Origin of the sequence: Kitasatospora sp. NPDC094028 (assembly GCF_049543595.1) — a bacterium.
Classification (GTDB): domain Bacteria; phylum Actinomycetota; class Actinomycetes; order Streptomycetales; family Streptomycetaceae; genus Kitasatospora.
The window spans coordinates 88,649-105,916 of record NZ_JBMVFA010000019.1 but is presented as its reverse complement, the minus strand read 5'-3'; the positions used below and the strand labels follow the sequence as shown (position 1 = coordinate 105,916).

At 74.1% G+C, this 17,268-nt stretch carries 17 protein-coding genes; 8 read left to right on the top strand and 9 right to left on the bottom strand.

All coding sequences use genetic code 11. From position 1 onward, the window contains the following. Positions 1–58: 58 nt before the first annotated feature. Complete coding sequence (locus ACPC54_RS26000; protein ID WP_498968119.1) at positions 59–829, bottom strand: GNAT family N-acetyltransferase; 771 nt, start codon at positions 827–829, stop codon at positions 59–61. A 96-nt stretch (positions 830–925) separates the two neighbouring features. After that, a complete protein-coding gene (locus ACPC54_RS25995) occupies positions 926–1,702 on the bottom strand; it encodes a crotonase/enoyl-CoA hydratase family protein (RefSeq protein WP_498968118.1) in 777 nt (258 codons plus the stop codon). Positions 1,703–1,855: 153 nt separating this feature from the next. Between ACPC54_RS25995 and ACPC54_RS25990 the strand changes: the two genes are divergently transcribed. Then, positions 1,856–3,190 carry an aminotransferase-like domain-containing protein gene (locus ACPC54_RS25990; protein ID WP_498968117.1) on the top strand — a complete coding sequence of 445 codons (1,335 nt, stop codon included), beginning with the start codon at positions 1,856–1,858 and terminating at the stop codon, positions 3,188–3,190. Positions 3,191–3,270: 80 nt separating this feature from the next. Here ACPC54_RS25990 and ACPC54_RS25985 read toward each other — a convergent pair whose 3' ends face one another. The 4 genes from ACPC54_RS25985 to ACPC54_RS25970 form a co-directional block, all read right to left on the bottom strand. Beyond that, the gene (locus tag ACPC54_RS25985; RefSeq protein WP_498968116.1) at positions 3,271–3,843 is read right to left on the bottom strand and encodes a dihydrofolate reductase family protein; all 573 of its coding nucleotides are present in this window, start codon (positions 3,841–3,843) and stop codon (positions 3,271–3,273) included. A 2-nt stretch (positions 3,844–3,845) separates the two neighbouring features. Next, positions 3,846–5,099 (bottom strand): RNA polymerase sigma factor, encoded by a 1,254-nt coding sequence (locus tag ACPC54_RS25980; protein WP_498968115.1) that lies wholly within the window; start codon positions 5,097–5,099, stop codon positions 3,846–3,848. Next, positions 5,096–5,458, bottom strand: a complete 363-nt coding sequence (locus tag ACPC54_RS25975; protein WP_498968113.1) for a YciI family protein — start codon at positions 5,456–5,458, stop codon at positions 5,096–5,098. The genes ACPC54_RS25980 and ACPC54_RS25975 overlap by 4 nt, the downstream gene beginning before the upstream one ends. Before the next feature lie 220 nt (positions 5,459–5,678). Next, a complete protein-coding gene (locus ACPC54_RS25970) occupies positions 5,679–6,668 on the bottom strand; it encodes a helix-turn-helix transcriptional regulator (RefSeq protein ID WP_498968112.1) in 990 nt (329 codons plus the stop codon). A 100-nt stretch (positions 6,669–6,768) separates the two neighbouring features. On the opposite strand from ACPC54_RS25970, the gene ACPC54_RS25965 reads away from it, so the two are divergent. After that, positions 6,769–7,305, top strand: a complete 537-nt coding sequence (locus ACPC54_RS25965; protein WP_498968110.1) for a DinB family protein — start codon at positions 6,769–6,771, stop codon at positions 7,303–7,305. Positions 7,306–7,314: 9 nt separating this feature from the next. Here ACPC54_RS25965 and ACPC54_RS25960 read toward each other — a convergent pair whose 3' ends face one another. After that, entirely contained in the window at positions 7,315–7,539 is a 225-nt protein-coding gene (locus ACPC54_RS25960) for a heavy-metal-associated domain-containing protein (protein ID WP_498968108.1), read from the bottom strand. Between the two features lie 300 nt (positions 7,540–7,839). On the opposite strand from ACPC54_RS25960, the gene ACPC54_RS25955 reads away from it, so the two are divergent. Both ACPC54_RS25955 and ACPC54_RS25950 read left to right on the top strand, forming a co-directional pair. Next, positions 7,840–8,535 carry a DUF3152 domain-containing protein gene (locus tag ACPC54_RS25955; RefSeq protein ID WP_498968107.1) on the top strand — a complete coding sequence of 232 codons (696 nt, stop codon included), beginning with the start codon at positions 7,840–7,842 and terminating at the stop codon, positions 8,533–8,535. A 119-nt stretch (positions 8,536–8,654) separates the two neighbouring features. Next, complete coding sequence (locus ACPC54_RS25950) at positions 8,655–9,566, top strand: glutaminase (protein ID WP_498968190.1); 912 nt, start codon at positions 8,655–8,657, stop codon at positions 9,564–9,566. Positions 9,567–9,620: 54 nt separating this feature from the next. Here ACPC54_RS25950 and glmS read toward each other — a convergent pair whose 3' ends face one another. Continuing rightward, complete coding sequence (gene glmS, locus ACPC54_RS25945) at positions 9,621–11,447, bottom strand: glutamine--fructose-6-phosphate transaminase (isomerizing) (RefSeq protein ID WP_498968106.1); 1,827 nt, start codon at positions 11,445–11,447, stop codon at positions 9,621–9,623. A 105-nt stretch (positions 11,448–11,552) separates the two neighbouring features. Beyond that, a complete protein-coding gene (locus ACPC54_RS25940; protein WP_498968105.1) occupies positions 11,553–11,828 on the bottom strand; it encodes a hypothetical protein in 276 nt (91 codons plus the stop codon). A gap of 193 nt (positions 11,829–12,021) precedes the next feature. Here ACPC54_RS25940 and asnB point away from each other — a divergent pair, with 193 nt between their 5' ends. The 4 genes from asnB (at position 12,022) to ACPC54_RS25920 (ending at position 17,262) form a co-directional block, all read left to right on the top strand. Continuing rightward, positions 12,022–13,878: an asparagine synthase (glutamine-hydrolyzing) gene (gene asnB / locus ACPC54_RS25935; protein WP_498968104.1), complete on the top strand. Its 1,857-nt coding sequence runs from the start codon at positions 12,022–12,024 to the stop codon at positions 13,876–13,878. A 225-nt stretch (positions 13,879–14,103) separates the two neighbouring features. After that, on the top strand, positions 14,104–15,219 hold the full coding sequence (locus ACPC54_RS25930) for a hypothetical protein (RefSeq protein WP_498968103.1): 1,116 nt from the start codon (positions 14,104–14,106) through the stop codon (positions 15,217–15,219). 127 nt (positions 15,220–15,346) lie between these two features. Further along, entirely contained in the window at positions 15,347–16,771 is a 1,425-nt protein-coding gene (locus ACPC54_RS25925) for a pyridoxal phosphate-dependent decarboxylase family protein (protein WP_498968102.1), read from the top strand. A 77-nt stretch (positions 16,772–16,848) separates the two neighbouring features. Then, the gene (locus ACPC54_RS25920; RefSeq protein ID WP_498968100.1) at positions 16,849–17,262 is read left to right on the top strand and encodes a hypothetical protein; all 414 of its coding nucleotides are present in this window, start codon (positions 16,849–16,851) and stop codon (positions 17,260–17,262) included. Positions 17,263–17,268 lie beyond the last annotated feature (6 nt).

Here is a 17,268-nt window from a genome sequence, read left to right as displayed (position 1 = left end):
GCCGTCTGCCTGTACCGCCGTCTGCCAGTAGCGCAGACGGCCGGCACCGCACCCCGGCTCAGCCGCCGTGGAAGAGGTGGCTGCGGCCGATCTCCGCGAAGCCCCGCCGGGCGTACCACTCGCGCGGCCAGTCCTCGGCGTCCGCGAGCAGGAACAGCCGGGGGATGCCCGCGGCGGCGGCCAGCCCGAGCGCGGTGCCGAGCAGGGTGTCGCCGTGGCGCCGGCCGCGGTGCGCCTCCGCGGTGACCAGGTCCTCCACCTGGGCCAGCCCGGCCCGCCGGTCGAGGTACAGGTCGGCCCAGCCGGCGACCTGCCCGTCCGGCTCCCGGGCCACCAGGAAGTGCACCTCCTCGGCGCCGCGCAGCCGGGCCGCCCGCCGGTCGGTCAGCTGCCGGGCCGACTCCTCGTCCGGGAACCAGACCAGCTGCTGGCGGAGCTCCGCCACCCGCAGCTCGGCCAGTCCGTCCGCCTCGACCGGCGGTGCGGCCGGTTCGGGCGGCACGCAGCCGGCCGTGTCCCGGGCCATCACCAGCAGGTCCTGCCGCCCGTACCCGGCGGCCGCCAGCGCCGGGGTGGCCCGCTCGCCGAACTCCCCGTCCAGGGTGGCGATCGCGTAGCGGCTGCGCTCCCCGAGGTGCCGGGCGGCGAGGCCGGGCAGTGCCGCCGGGTCGGCCTGCGGGCCGTCCACGATCAGGCAGTTGTGCTCCTCGGAGAAGGCGAACTCCCGGTCGCGGACGACGACGGCCCCGGGCAGCTCGACCGTCTCGGCGGCCTGGCGGCGGGCGAAGGCGGCACGGAAGGCGTTGACGTGGTGGATCAGTTCGGCCATGCCGCCATCGTCGTCACCGGCCGCCGCCCGCCGCAACCGAGTTCCGGCCGGGGAAGCCCCGCGCGCCGAGAGGACCGGAGGACCCGCCGCCCCCGCTCAGCGCGAGCCGCGCGAGCGCTCCAGGAAGCGCCCCACCCCGTCCCGCACGCCCTCGGTCGGCACCGTGGCCGCGAAGGCGGCCGCCTCCACCGCGAGGCCCTCGTCGATCGGCAGGTTGACGCCCCGGGTGACGGCCCGCAGGCAGGCGGCCACCGCCGTGGGCGCGTGCCGGATGATCTGGTCCGCCAGGTCCCGTGCCGCGTCGAGGAGTTCGATCGCCGGGACGACCGAGTTGACCAGGCCGATCTCGGCGGCGCGGGCGGCCGGGATCGGGTCGCCGGTGAGGATCAGCTCCAGCGCGCGCTTGCGGCCGACATGGCGCGGCAGCCGCTGCGAGCCGCCGAACGGCGGCGGGAAGCCGAGCGCGATCTCCGGCTTGGCGAAGCGCGCGTGCTCGGCCGCGACGGCCAGTGGCGCCGCCTCGGTGAGCTCGCAACCGCCGCCGTACGCCAGGCCGTTGACGGCGACGATGATCGGCTTGGGGAACTCCTCGATCCGCCGGGTCAGCGTGTGCCCGCGCCGGACGAACTCGCGCAGCGCCCGCTCCGGCCCGCCCGCGATGCTGTCGGCGAGCGAGGGGATGTCGGCGCCCGCGCTGAACGCCCGCTCCCCGGCGCCGGTCAGGATCACCGCACGGAGGCTGTCGTCGGCCTCGATCCGGTCGAGCTCGGCGAGCAGCGCGTCGATCGTCGGATAGTCGAGGGCGTTGAGCTTCTTCTCCCGGTCGATGGTGAGGGTGACGACCTGCTGGTCCCGTTCGCTGCGGACGGTCATTCGCGGCACTCCGATTCTCGCCGTACTGAAGGATTTCGCCGTACTGCCGGACGCCACCGAGCCTAGGAACCCACCACCAGGACAATCCACTCATTGTCCTGGATACACTCGCGCCACCACCGCTGCCGCCCCCGGACCGGAAGGTGCCCGCCCGTGCGACCGCCCGCCTACAAGGCCATCGTCGACGAGTACGCGACGGCCATCCGCTCCGGCACCCTCCCGGCCGGCACCCGGCTGCCGACCCACCGCACGCTCGCCCGCGAACGCCGGATCGCCCTGGCCACCGCCACCCGGGTGTACGCCGAACTCGCCGCCGCCGGCCTCGTGGTGGGCGAACAGGGCCGCGGCACCTTCGTGAAGGTCCGATCCGGCTACGACGGCATCGAGCCCTCCCGCGCCCTGCCCGTCCCCCGGGTCGCCGACCTGTCCTTCAACCAGCCGCTCGCCGCCGGCCAGGGCGACCAGCTGCGGCAGGCCCTGCGCGCGCTCGCCGCCTCCGGCGACGCCGAGGCCCTGCTGCGCCAGCAGCCGCCGGGCGGCCACCGGCACGACCGGGCCGTCGTCGCCCGGTACCTGCTGGAGCGCGGCGTCGACACCGCGCCGGAGAACGTCCTGCTGACCAGCGGCGCGCAGCAGGCGCTGGACTGCGTGCTGCGCACCCTCACCCGGCCCGGCGACGTGCTGGCCGTGGACGCGCTCAGCTACCCCGGCATCAAACTGCTCGCCGCCGCCCACGGGTTGGACCTCGCCCCCGTCCCGGTCACCCCCGCCGGCCCCGACCTCGACGCGCTGGACCGGCTCTGCCGCACCCGCCCGGTCCGCGCCGTGTACACCGTCCCGACCGTCCACAACCCGCTGGGCTGGGTGCTCGACCGGGCCCAGCGCGAGCGCCTGGCCGGGATCGCCGCCGAACACGGCTGCACGCTGATCGAGGACGGGACGTACGCGTTCCTCGCCGCCCTCGCCCCGGCGCCGCTGCACGCCCACGCCCCGGAGCACACCTGCTACGTCGCCGGCCTGTCCAAGAACGTCGCCACCGGGCTGCGGTTCGGCTTCGCCGTCGTCCCCGCCCGCCACCTGCGCGCCGCCACCGCGAGCCTGCGCGCGGCCGCCTGGGGCTCACCCGCGCTGGTCACCGCCCTCGCCACCGGCTGGCTCGCGGACGGCACGGTCGCCCGGCTGGAGGAGCAGCGCCGCGCGGACGCCGCCGCCCGCCAGCGCATCGCCCGCACCGCCCTCGCCGGCCTCGACCTCACCGGCCACCCCGTCTCGTACGCCCTCTGGCTGACCCTCGAACCGCACCAGCGGCCCGCCCACGCCGCCGCCCTGCTCGCCGCCGAGGGCATCCTGGTCTCCACCTCCGACGCCTTCGCCACCGGCCCCCACACCCCCGCCGCGCTCCGACTCGCCCTCGCCACGCCCCCGCTCGCCGACCTCGCCCCCGCCCTCGCCCTCCTGCGCCGGACCCTCGACTCCATCGCGCCCTGACCCGGAACGCCGGCCCCACCGGCCGCCGACGGCCGTGGCCCGCCCCGAGCGGTGTCGGGGCGGGCCACCGGGCGGCCGGATCAGCGGACGACGTCGAAGACGTTCTTCTGGATGCCGTTGGCGTAGACCTCGCTGTCCACGAGCTCGAGCTTCTGGGTGTCCTTGTCGGTGTCGCTGAACAGCCGCTCGCCGGCGCCGAGGAGCAGCGGGAAGACCAGCAGGTGGTAACGGTCGATCAGGCCCGCGTCGGACAGGGCGTGGTTGAGGGTGACGCTGCCGTGGACGATGATCGGGCCGCCCTCGGTCCGCTTGAGCGCCGCGACGTCGTCGAGCGAGCGCAGGATCGTGGTGGGGCCCCAGTCGGAGACGAGCGCGTCCTCGGTGAGGGTGGTGGAGACGACGTACTTGGGCAGGTCCTTGTAGTGGGCGAACTCGGGCATGCCCGGCCACACCGGGCTGAACAGCTCGTAGCTCCGGCGGCCCATCAGGACGGCGGTGGACTCCTGCTGCTCCGTCCCCTTGAGCGCGTACGCCTCGGGGACGAACTCGACGTCCTTGAAGCTCCAGCCGCCGTTGCGGTAGTCGCTCTGGCCGCCCGGGTCCTCGACGACGCCGTCGAGCGAGATGAAGGCGGTGCTGATGAGAGTGCGCATGATCATTCCTTTGTGCCGGTGGTGTCGGACGGTCGGTCGGTGGGCGTGCCGGCGGCGGGGGCCAGGCTGCCGCGGCGGCGGGTGAGGAACGCCCGCTCGCCGGGGTTCCGGGTGGTGTCGATCGCCGCGTCGTAGGCCCGGCGGGCCTCGGCGCTGCGTCCCAGCCGCCGCAGCAGGTCGGCGCGGGCGGCGTGCCAGGCGTGGTAGCCCTCCAGTGGCAGGGCGTCGATCCGGGCCAGGGCGACGGCCGGCCCGTCGACCTCGGCGACGGCGACGGCCCGGTTGAGGGCGATGACGGGGGTCGGCTCCAGGGCGTAGAGGTGGTCGTAGAGGGCGGCGATCCGGCCCCAGTCGGTGGCCGCGGCCTCGGGCGCGTCGGTGTGGACGGCGTTGACCGCCGCGAGGAGTTGGTAGCGGCCCGGGCGGTCGGTCCGCAGGCAGGCCCGGACCAGCGTGTGGCCCTCGGCGATGAGTTCGCGGTCCCAGCCGCCGCGGTCCTGCTCGGCGAGCGGGACCAGTTCCCCGTCCTCGGCGAAGCGGGAGGCGACGCGCGACTCGGACAGCAGCAGGAGGGCCAGCAGGCCGGTCGCCTCCGGCTCGTCGGGGACGAGCCGGTGCAGCAGCCGGGCGAGCCGGATCGCCTCGGCCGTGAGCTCGCGGCGCACCGGCAGCTCGCCGGCCCCGGCCAGGTACCCCTCGTTGAAGATCAGGTAGAGCACCGCGAGGACGGTGGCCAGCCGCGGCGCGAGGTCCTCCGCCCCGGGCACCCGGAACGGGATCCGCGCCTTCTTGATCTTCGCCTTGGCCCGGGTGATGCGCTGGGCCATCGTGGTCTCGGGTACCAGGAACGCGCGGGCGATCTCCGCGACGGTCAGGCCGCCGAGCAGCCGCAGGGTCAGCGCCACCCGGGCTTCGGGCGCCAGGGCCGGATGGCAGCAGGTGAAGATCAGCCGCAGGCGGTCGTCCCCGATCGGGCCGGTGGGCTCGGCCGGGGAGTCGTCGACGACCATCAGCGCCGCCCGGTGCTTCGGGGCGCGGGCCGCCTCGCGCCGCAGCCGGTCGACGGCCTTGCGGCTCGCGGTGGTCGCGAGCCAGCCGCCCGGGTTCGGGGGCGGGCCCGACTGCCAGTGCTCGACGGCCGCGAGGAAGGCGTCGGCGACGGCGTCCTCGGCGAGGTCGAGGTCGCCGAAGCGGCGGGTGAGCGTCGCGATGAGCCGGCCGTACTCCCGCTTGAAGACGGCATCGACGTCGGTCACTCCTGGTCCTCCGGCTCGATCTCGAACGGGCGCACCTCGACCTTGCCCTCGCACGCCCGCGACGCCTGGACGGCCAGTTCGAGCGCGGCGTCCAGGTCCGGGGCCCGGACGACCCAGAAGCCGCCCAGGTACTCCTTGGTCTCGACGAACGGTCCGTCCGCCAGGACCACCTCCGGCCCCCGCGCGTCGACCGTCGTGGCCGTCGCCGGCTCGGCCAGGCCCCCGGCGAAGACCCAGGCGCCCGTACGGCGCAGCTGCGCGTTGAAGGCGTCCACGGCTTCGAAGAGCGGCTGGGCCTCTTCGGGCGTGCGCCGGCGGGTGGACTCGTCGTCGACGACGGACAGCAGGTACTTCGGCATCGGCTCGGCTTTCTCGATGTTCTCGATGTCCTCGATGTCCTCGATGGGACCTCGGGACGTGCTTCCACCTGTCCTACGAACGGCGCGGGCCCGATACGACAGGGACCGGAGACCATTCTGCTGGCGATCTTGAGCACCCGCCCGCCCGGCGGAAACCGGATGCGGCGCGGGGAGCTTCGGGCCGACCGCACCCGCGCGAGAAGTCGGCCCGGCCGACTTCCTACTCCCCCGCCCCTTCCCCCGCCCCCTCCGCCACCGCGCGGCCGAAGCGGGCGCTCCAGTCCGCGAGCAGCGTGCGCAGCTCGGGCGGGTGGACGACGCGGAACTCCGCGCCGAGCGAGCCCAGGGCCATCGCGGGCCAGTCGAGGGAGTCCGCCGTCATGTGCAGCCGGCAGCGGTCCGCCGTGTCCGCCTCGACGGTGCCCCAGCGGCCGATGCGGGCGCGGACCCGGTCGGCCGGGGCCTCGACGAGCGCCTCCACCCGGTACGGGCGGGGGATGCCGCTGAGCCTGGAGCGGACGTACTCGGCCGCGTCGGCGGCCGGGAGGGCGCGCGGGGCGAAGCGGGCACCGGTGTGCCGCGGGGCGGCGAGCCGGTCGAGCCGGAAGGTGCGCCAGTCGCCGCGGTCGAGGTCGTAGGCGACGAGGTACCAGCGGCGGTCGAGGCTGACCAGCCGGTGCGGTTCGACCTGCCGCTCGCCGGGCGGGCCGCCCGCGGCGGTGTAGCGGAAGGTGAGCCGTTCGCCGTCGCGGCAGGCCAGGGCGACCACGGTCAGCGCGTCCGGATCGATCCGGGTGCCGGCGGCCGCCGTGCCCGAGTCCACGGGCACGGTCATCGCGCGCAGCGCCTCCACCCGCCGCCGCAGCCGGGCGGGCATCACTTGGACGACCTTCGCCAGCACCCGGACCGAGGCCTCGGCGACGCCCTCGACCGGGCTGTCCGCGGCCGCCTGGAGGCCGACCGCCAGGGCGACCGCCTCCTCGTCGTCGATGACGAGCGGCGGCAGCGCGGCGCCCGCCGCGAGCTGGTAGCCGCCGTCGACGCCGCGCTGCGCCTCGACGGGGTAGCCGAGTTCGCGCAGCCGGTCGATGTCTCGGCGCAGGGTGCGGACGGAGACGGCGAGCCGGTCGGCGAGTTCCCCGCCCGGCCAGTACCGGTGGGTCTGGAGGAGGGAGAGGAGCCGCAGGGTCCGGGAGCTGGTGTTCGCCATGCCTGCGATTCTCCCGGCCATTCAGGTCAGGAAGTGACCGCTGTGATCCGTAGAGTCGTTCCTGTCAGCCAGCGCAGCACCCGACGAAAGGGCCGTCACCATGAACGACACCACCGCCACCACTCCCGTCACCGGCGAGCGGGCCGACCTGCTGGTGGCCCTGGCCAAGCAGCGGCACTTCCTGCGCTTCACCGCCCGTGGTCTCACCGACGAGCAGGCCGGCCTGCGGACCACCGTCAGCGAGCTGTGCGTGGGCGGCCTGATCAAGCACGTGACCTCGACCGAGCGGGTGTGGGCGAACTTCATCGTGGAGGGCCCCTCGGCGATGCCGGACTTCTCCGCCATGACCGAGGAGGACTTCGCCCGGCGCGCCGACGAGTTCCGCATGCTGCCCACCGACACGCTGGCCGACGTGCTCGCCGCGTACGACGAAGTCGCCGCCCGTACAGACGAGTTGGTGGTCACCCTGCCCAGCCTGGACGCCACCCAGCCGCTGCCGAAGGCGCCCTGGTTCGAGGCCGGCGCGGTGTACTCGGCCCGCCGGGTGCTGATGCACATCGTCGCCGAGACGGCCCAGCACGCCGGCCACGCCGACATCATCCGCGAGGCCCTGGACGGCCAGAAGAGCATGGGCTGACGACAACGGTCAGGCCCGGCCGACGAAGGTGAAGCCGGCCCCGTCGACGGCGCCGCGCAGGGCGGCGTCGTCGAGTGGCTGCGCCGAGGCGACGGTGACCCGCCCTCCGGCCGCGTCGGCGGTGACGTCGACGACGCCCGGCAGGGCGGCGAGCCCGGCGCTGACGGTGCGCTCGCAGTGGCCGCAGCTCATGCCGTCGACGGCGAGGACGGTGGTGACGGTGGAAGCGGACATGGCGGTACCTCCGGTGGTGTGACGGACAGGGGCGCGGGAAGGAACGGCCCGGCCGACACCACGACACCGGATTCCGGCGGCCGAGCCCAGGGACACGCCACGGGGATGGCACCTTCGAGTGGTTCCGGGAACCACCGGGGCCGCCCGCCCGACGTGGCCGGAAAAGCGCGGGCCGCGGCGGCGCGCTGAACGATCTGCCCCCTCCTGCCCGTTGTGTCCGGTGAGCCCCCCGTTCCACCGACCCGTTCAGGAGAGCCGTACCGCCATGCCCACCCCGCCGCAGCCCGGCCCCCGCCGCCGATGAGGGCCCGGATACCCGCCGTCCGCCCCCGGCACGCCGTCCTCGCGCTGCTCCTGGCCGCCGCCGTCACGGCCGGCCTGCTGTGCTGGCACCCGTGGCAGCGGGCGGACGGCCCGAAGCCGCTGGCGTTCACCACCGCCCCGGGCGGCTCGGCGCGGTTCGGCACCGGCGAGCACCTGTACCGCTACAAGGTGCGGGTGGAGGACGGGCTGGCGGAGCGCCCCGAGCAGTTCGCCGCCGAGGTGGACGCGATCCTCGGGAACGTCCGGCGCGGCTGGGCGGCCGGCGGGCAGGCGTCCTTCCAGCGGGTGGCCGCCGACCCGGTGGACTTCACCGTCTACCTGGCCACCCCGCGGTCCACCGACCGGATCTGCGGCCAGTACGGGCTGGACACCGGCGGCTGGGTGAACTGCGGGGTGAACAAGCAGGTGGTGATCAACGTCAAGCGCTGGACGGAGCTGTCCGAGTTCTACGTCGGGCAGCCGGAGCTGTACCACGCGCTGGCGGTGAACCACGAGGTCGGCCACGTCCTCGGCAACGGCCACGTGGACTGCCCGGGCCCGGGCGCCCCGGCGCCGGTGATGATGCAGCAGATCAAGGGGCTGCACGGCTGCGTGCCCAACGGCTGGCCGTACTCCGACGCCGGCGCCCTGCTGACCGGCCCGCCGCTCCAGGCCCCCACCGCCGCGCCGTGAGGCCACCCCCCTCGTCCGCCTGACCAGCGCAGACGGGATAATCCTGGTCGACCCGGGGCGAACCCGGCCCAGACCACGGAGGAGAACCGTTGGACCGCGTGCCCGGCGCAGAGGACGCCCTGGACTACCCCCGCCTGCTGGCGGCCGCCGAACGGGCCGCCCGGGCGACCACCGGCCAGGGCCGGGTCGCCGACTACATCCCGGCGCTCGCCTCGGCGGACCCGGAGTCCTTCGGCATGGCCGTGGCCACGGTCGACGGCCGGCTGTACGGCGTCGGCGACTGGGAGCGGCCGTTCTCGGTGCAGAGCATCTCCAAACTGTTCACCCTGGCGCTGGCGCTGGCGCACGGCGGCGACGCGCTGTGGCAGGGGGTGGGCCGGGAGCCGTCCGGCAACCCGTTCAACTCGCTGGTCCAGCTGGAGACCGAGCACGGCATCCCGCGCAACCCGTTCATCAACGCGGGCGCCCTGGTGGTGACGGACCGGCTGCTGAGCCTGACCGGCGACGCGGCCGGGGCCGTCCGGGACTTCCTGCGGCAGGAGTCCGGCAACCCGCTGCTGGACACCGACGCCGAGGTCGCCGCCTCCGAGGCCGCGCACGGCCACCGCAACGCCGCGCTGGCGCACTTCATCGCCAGCCACGACAACCTGCACAACCCGGTCGAAACCGTGCTGGAGCACTACTACGCGCACTGCGCGATCGCCACCAGCTGCCGGGACCTGGTGCTGGCGGGCTCGTTCCTGGCCCGGCACGGCGCCCGAGCGGACGGCTCGCGGCTGATGTCGCGCAGCGAGGCGAAGCGGGTCAACTCCGTCCTGCTGACCTGCGGCACCTACGACGCCGCGGGCGACTTCGCGTACCGGGTCGGGCTGCCCGGCAAGAGCGGGGTGGGCGGCGGGATCCTGGCGATAATCCCGGGCCGGGCGGCGGTGTGCGCCTGGGGCCCGCGACTGGACCGGGCGGGCAACTCGGTGGCGGCGGTCACCGCGCTGGACACCCTGACCACGCTCTCCGGCTGCTCGGTGTTCTGACACCCGAGGGGCCCGGCCGCGACGACGCGACCGGGCCCCGCTCCGTACCGGCGGCTACTCCACCGTCACGCTCTTCGCGAGGTTGCGCGGCTTGTCCACGTCCCGCCCGAGCGCGACCGCCGCGTGGTACGCGAGCAGCTGCAGCGGGATGTTGAGCAGCAGCGGGTCCAGCTCCGGCTCGCTCCTGGGCACCACGATGCAGTGGTCGGCGAGCTTTTCCTCGGGCCGGCGGTGGGCGACGGCGATGACCCGGCCGGAGCGGGCCTTGATCTCGCCCAGCGTGGTGAGGTTCTTGTCCAGCAGCTCGTCGTCGGGCACGAGGGCGACGGTGGGCAGCTCGGGGCTGATCAGCGCCAGCGGGCCGTGCTTGAGCTCGCTCGCCGGGTAGGCCTCGGCGTGGACGTAGGAGATCTCCTTGAGCTTCTGCGCGCCCTCGCGGGCCACCGGGTAGCCGCGGGTGCGGCCGATGAACATCATCCCGGCGGAGTCGGCGTACTCGCGGGCGAGTTCGGCGATCTGGTCGCTCTGCTCCAGCACCTCCTGGATCTGCCCGGGCAGCGCCTGCAGCGCGGAGACGATCCGGCGGCCGTCCGCGGGCGAGAGGTCGTGGATGCGCCCGAAGTGCAGGGCGAGCAGCGCGAAGGCGACCACGGTGGAGGTGAACGCCTTGGTGGAGGCGACGGAGACCTCGGGCCCGGCGTGCAGGTAGATGCCGCCGTCGCACTCGCGGGCGATGGCGCTGCCCACGGTGTTGACGACGCCGAGCACCCGGCCGCCCTTGCGCTTGACCTCCTGGACGGCGGCCAGCGTGTCGTAGGTCTCGCCGGACTGGCTGACCGCCACGTACAGGGTGTCCGCCTCGATCACCGGGTTGCGGTAGCGGAACTCCGAGGCGGGCTCGCTGTGCGCGGGGATGCGGGCCAGCTCCTCGATCAGCTGGGCGCCCATCTCGCCCGCGTAGTAGGCGGATCCGCAGCCGAGGATCTTCACCCGGCGGATCTCGCGCAGCTCGCGGGCGTCCAGGTTGAGGCCGCCGAGGTGGGCGGTGGCGAAGCGCTCGTCGAGCCGGCCGCTGAGGGTGCGCTCGACCGAGCCGGGCTGCTCGTGGATCTCCTTGAGCAGGTAGTGCGCGTAGTCGCCGGTGTCGTAGGAGTCGATCTCCCAGTCGACGGTGGACGGCTGGCGGTGGGTGGTGCGGGCGTCCGAGGTGAAGGTGCGGAAGCCGTCTGCCCGGACGGTCGCCAGCTCGCCGTCCTCCAGGTGGACGACCTGGCGGGTGTAGCGGACCAGGGCGGAGACGTCGGAGGCGACGAACATCTCCTTCTCGCCGAGGCCGAGCACGATCGGGCTGCCGTTGCGGGCGACGACGATCCGGTCGGGCTGCTCGGCGTCGAGCACCGCGATGCCGTAGGTGCCGACGACCCGGCTGAGCGCGGCCCGCACGGCCTCCTCCAGCTCGACGCCCTCGACGGCGTGCGCGGCGATCAGGTGCGAGAGCACCTCGGTGTCGGTCTCGGAGCGGAAGACGGCGCCGTCCGCGGTGAGCTTGGCGCGCAGCTCGTCGGCGTTCTCGATGATGCCGTTGTGGACGACGGCGATCCGCTCGGCGTTGTCCAGGTGCGGGTGCGCGTTGGCGTCGCTGGGCACGCCGTGGGTGGCCCAGCGGGTGTGGCCGATGCCGGTGGTGCCCTTGAAGCGGGCCGGCACGGCGGCGGCGAGGTCGGCGACCCGGCCCTTGACCTTGCGGACCTTGATCCCGCCGCTGCGGCCGGTGACGGCGACGCCGGCCGAGTCGTAGCCGCGGTACTCCAGCCGGGCCAGCCCCTCCAGCAGGAAGGGCGTCGCGTCCTTGGGGCCGATATAGGCCACGATTCCGCACATGCGTGGTCTCCTCTTGAGAAGGGTTTCGGCCGTCGAACACTCATCGGAGTGTCGTCGGCGTGTCGTCGGAGGGCCGCCCACGGACCTTCGGAGGGGGCCCGGCGCTCAGCCGTACACGATCCGCCGCAGCTGGCGGGCCGAGAGCTCCGGCGCGGCCACCCGGCGGGCGGGCAGTTCCTCGGCGAGCCGGGCGAAGATCCGTTCGTTGGTCAGGCCGCGTGCCTGCAGCTCGCCGTGGCGGCGGCGCACGTACTCCTCGGTGGTCTCGGAGAAGTACGCCAGGACCTCCGCCACGATCCGCGCCGCCTCCCGGGGGCCCAGCGGACTGGTCCGGGTGAGGTGGGCGAGAAGGTCTTCGTGAGGGTGGAGTGAGCTGGACACGGTTGAGGAGCCTAGGCTCCTCGACGCCCCGAAGCCAAAGATCCTGCCCGGATTCGGGCAGACATCGCGTTTTTCCGCACTGGCAACTTCCGCCCCTCCCGGCCGTCACCTTCCAGCCAGACCCTTGAAGCCACCCAGGCCCGAAACGTAGCGTGATCCTGCAATCACTAAGCGGAAGACCGGAGGCTTGCTGATGTGCGGGATCACCGGATGGGTCGCATTCGAACGCGACCTCACCGCCGAGCGGGGCGTCCTCGAAGCGATGACGGCCACCCAGACCTGCCGCGGCCCGGATGCCGGCGGCATCCACCTGGAGCCGCACGCCGCGTTCGGCCACCGCCGACTCGCGATCATCGACATCGAGGGCGGCGTCCAGCCGATGACCGTCGAGCACGACGGCAGACTGCTGGCCGCGCTCACCTACAGCGGCGAGGTGTACAACCACCGCGAGCTGCGCGCGGAACTGGAGGCGGCCGGACACCGCTTCCGCACCCGCAGCGACACCGAGGTCGTGCTGCACGCCTACCTGGAGTGGGGCGAGCACATGGCCGAACGGCTGAACGGCATGTTCGCCTTCGCCATCTGGGACGCCCGGCAGGAGGAACTGCTGCTGATCCGCGACCGGATGGGCGTCAAGCCGCTGCACTACGCCCCCACCCGGGACGGCGTGGTCTTCGGCTCCGAGGCCAAGGCCGTCCTCGCCCACCCCGAGGTCCGCGCCGTGGTCGACCTGGACGGGCTGCGCGAGCTGATGGCCGTCACCCGCACGCCGGGCCTGACCCTCTACCGGGGCATCCACGACGTGCGCCCCGGGCACGTGGTGCGGGTGCGCCGCCAGGGGATCTCGATGCGCCGCTACTGGGCGCTGGAGGCCCGCGAGCACACCGACGACCTGGACGCCACCATCGCCACCGTCCGGGCCCTGCTGGAGGACATCGTCCACCGGCAGCTGGACGCCGACGTCCCGCTGTGCTCGCTGCTCTCCGGCGGGCTGGACTCCAGCGCCGTCACCGCGCTGGCCGCCAAGGCCCGGCGCGAGGCCGGCGCCGGGCCGGTGCGCTCCTTCGCCGTCGACTTCGCCGGCCAGGAGGAGAACTTCCACGCCACCGAGCTGCGGCCGACCCCGGACGGCCCGTACGCCCGGATGCTCGCCGAGCACGTCGGCGCCGACCACCAGGTGATCGAGCTGGACGCCGCCGAGCTCACCGACTTCGCCCAGCGCGCGGTCGCGCTGCGCGCCCGGGACCTGCCCAGCGGCGTCGGCGACATGGACATCTCGCTGCTGCTGCTCTTCAAGGGCGTGCGCCGGCACTCCACCGTCGCGCTGTCCGGCGAGTCCGCGGACGAGCTGTTCGGCGGCTACCGCTGGTTCCACGACCCGCAGACCGTCGCCGCCGACGACTTCCCGTGGGCCGTCCACAACCTCACCTCCCTCGCCGGCCAGGGCGCCGGCCCACGCGAGGCACTGCTGGACGCCGACCTGCTGCGCAAGCTCGACCTGGAGAACTACCGCAAGGCGCGCTACCACGAGGCCCTGGCCGAGGTCCCGCACCTGCCGGGCGTCACCGACCCGCTCGAACGCCGCCAGCGCGAGCTCGCGTACCTCAACCTGACCCGCTTCGTCTGCATCCTGCTGGACCGCAAGGACCGGATGAGCATGGCCAACGGCCTGGAGGTCCGGGTGCCGTTCTGCGACCACCGGCTGGTCCAGTACGTCTTCAACGCCCCCTGGTCGATGAAGACCTTCGACGGCCGGGAGAAGAGCCTGCTGCGCGCCGCCGTCCGGGACCTGCTGCCGGACGCCATCGCCGACCGGGTGAAGAGCCCGTACCCGGTGACGGCCGACCCGCACTACCCGGTGCTGCTGCGCGAGGAGCTGGCCCGGGTCGTCGCCAAGGGCACCTCCCCGGCGCTCCCCCTGCTCGACCGGCGGGGCCTGGCCGACATGCTCGCCCCGGACACCGACCCGCAGTCGGTGCGCCTCGGCGTCGACCTCGCGCTGGACCTCGACGCCTGGCTGACGGAGTACCAGGTGACCCTGGAGTTCTGACACCTGGCGGCACCGGACGGCGCGGCACCCCGCACCCGGCGGGGGGCTGCGCCGTCCGGGTGTCCGGAAGATCACCGGGAACCATCCCGGCACCGCGCGACGTCACAGCGTGCGGTAGCGTCGCCGACGTCTCCCGAATGGCGGGCGAAAACGCGGACTCCCGCCACCGCGCCGGTCAGGATGGGGGACGAACCGTCCGTCTCGATCCCCCGGGGGATTCCCACCATGCAGCCGCGAGTCTTCGCGATCGTCACCGCCCTGCTCCTGGGCGTCCTGGGCCTCGGCTCGGTGGCCGTCACCGACTGGTCGCCCGCCGGGGCCACCGCGGTGCCCGCCGCCCAGGCCGCCGGCGGCACCGCCACCGGTGCCCAGCCGGCCGCGACGACCGCCGGCGCCACCCCGACCGGGGACCCGGCGGTGTGGACCAGATCGACGCTGCGCAACAAGCTGATGGCCGAGATGGAGGCCACCGATCCCGGCGTCGCCCTCGCCGACCTCGACAAGATCACCAAGGAGAAGCCGTACACCGTGCGCTTCTGCCACCCGATCGCGCACGAGCTCGGCCACGCGGCGGTCAAGCGCTTCAACGCCGACTTCCAGAAGGTCATCTCCTACCCGCACGAGACCTGCGCGGCCGGCTACCTGCACGGCGCCGTCGAGGAGATGCTGAACGCCTCCACCCAGCCCGAGGTGGACCTGCTCAAGCTGTGCGCGCCGAAGAACACCGGCCCGTGCATCCACGGCGTCGGCCACGGCACCATGTTCGTCGCCAAGCAGGACGTCGCCAAGGCGCGCGACCTGTGCAACAAGTTCACCACCGACCAGAACCGGATCCGCTGCTCCGAGGGCCTGTTCATGCAGCTCTTCGGCCCGGACGAGGAGGACGAGCAGGCCAAGGCCAACCTGCCCGCCGACAAGCTCGCCCAGGACCCGCTGTACCCGTGCAAGGACCAGCCGGCGCTGTTCCAGTCCGCCTGCTTCTTCTACGCCCCGACCTTCTACCTGTCCTCGCACGACTACCCGAACCACCCCGAGGTCTACGCCGACGCCCTCAAGTGGTGCCTGGGCGGCAAGGCCAGCGGCGGGGCGGTGGACTGCAGCCGGGGCGTCGGCTCGCGCACCATGAAGTACAACCTGGACCGCGAGGACTGGGCCGCCCAGCAGTGCGCCAGCTCCGCGGAGGGCTGGCAGCGCAAGGCCTGCGCCGAGGGCCTGGTCAGCTACTACACGGTCAACTACACCGACGCCGGGGCGGCCGGCCGGCTCTGCGCCAAGATCACCAACAAGGAGATGCAGGGGTACTGCCGCTCCGCGAGCGGGCTGTCCGCCTCGCTCGACTGACCTCGGTCTCGGTATGAGGGCCCGCGCCGCACGGCGCGGGCCCTTTGCGTAGGATCACCCGACCATCGCCCGACCAGGGTGCGCCGAGGACGCCGCGCCCGCCCTCCCCGGTCCCTGGAGCACGCCCATGACCACCGAGGACTTCCGCGCCTCCGCCCACGCCGCCGCCGACCTCGTGTCCGGCTACCTCGCCGAGCTGCCCGCCCGCCCGGTCTGGCAGCCGATGGACGAGGCCGCCCGCGCCGCGCTGCTGGACGCCCCGCTGCCCGCCGCGGGGCGCCCGCTCGACGACCTGCTGGCCGCCATCGGCCGGGACGTCCTGCCGCACCCCATGGGCAACGGCCACCCGCGCTTCTTCGGCTGGGTCAACTCCGCGCCCGCCCCCGCCGGAGTCCTGGCCACCCTCGTCGCCTCCGCGATGAACCCCAGCTCGGCCGGCGGCGACCACGCCGACGTCCACCTGGAACGCGCCGTGGTCCGCTGGATCGCCGAACTCGTCGGCTTCCCGCACCCCGCCGGCGGCGGACTGCTCACCTCCGGCACCTCGATGGCCACCATCGTCTGCCTCGCCGCCGCCCGCGACCGCGCCGCCCGCCGGGCCGGCGTGGACGTCCGCGCGGACGGCCTGGCGGCGCTGCCCCCGCTGGTCGGCTACGTCACCGGCGAGACCCACTCCTGCGTCCGCAAGGCCGCCGAACTGCTCGGCCTCGGCAGCCGGCAGCTGCGCACCGTCGCCACCGGCCCGGACGGCCGGCTCGACCCGGCCGACCTGCGCGCGGCGGTCGAACGGGACCGAGCCGCCGGGCTGCTGCCCTTCCTCGCCGTCGCCTCCGCCGGCACCGTCGGCACCGGCGCCGTCGACCCCTTCGAGCCGATCGCCGACCTGTGCGCCGAACAGAGCCTGTGGCTGCACGTCGACGGCGCGTACGGCGCCTTCGGCCGGCTCGACCCGGCCGTCGCCCACCGCTACGCGGGCCTGGAGCGCGCCGACTCGCTGGCCCTCGACCCGCACAAGTGGCTCGGCGTGCCGGTCGACTGCGGCTGCGCGCTGGTCCGCGACCCGGCGGAACTGCGCGCCACCTTCAGCCTCGTCCCGTCCTACCTGCGCGACGAGACGGCCGGCTCGCTCGGCTGGTTCTCCGAGTACGGCACCGAGCAGACCCGCCCGTTCCGCGCCCTCAAGGTCTGGGCCACCATCGCCCACCGGGGCCGCGACGGCCTGCGCCAGGACATCGCCCGGTGCACCGCGCTGGCCCGCCGGCTCGGCGAACTCGTCGCCGCGGACGAGGAGTTGGAGCTGCTCGCGGAGGTCCAGACGTCCATCGTGGCGTTCTGCCACCGGGCCCCGGGGCTGGACGGGGCGGCACTCGACGCGCTCAACCGCGACCTCCCGGCGGCCGTCCAGCGGCGCGGCCGGGTCTTCGTCACCGGCGCCCGGCTCGGCGAGCGCGAGATGCTGCGCGCCTGCCTGCTCAACGCCGCCACCACGGAGGACGACCTGCGGCTGCTGCTCGCCGAGGTGAAGGAGGCCGCGCGCGAGCTGCTGGCGTAACACACCGTGGCGAACCTTAACGGCCGGGTCACAGCGGGTTCGTGACCGGGAAACACCGCTCGGGCACGGTGGAGGGCATGGAGCACTCGAAGCCTTCCTTCCACCGCGCCCGCCGCCGGCGCCGTGACACCGTCGAACTCGCCGCCGCCTTCCTCTCCGTCACCGCGGCCGACCTGATCGCGAAGGTCGTCCTGCACGGCTCGGACGGCCCGGTGGTCCTCGCCGCCTCGGCGCTCGCGCTGCTCGCCGTCGCCCTGCTGCACACCTGGTGGTCGCCGCACGCCCCGCCCCCGACCACGCTCTGGCGCGTCCGCACGACCGCCCTCGCCCACACGCCCACCACACTCGCGGACCACCAGATCACGCTGCTCTCGCTCCACCCCCAGGAGCTGTTCCTCCGCACCCCGCACTCGCTGAGCCCGGCCGCGCTGACCGCCCTGCTCACCACCAGCGGCCACACCGTCGAGGGTGCCCCCACCCGGATCGTCTGACCGGCG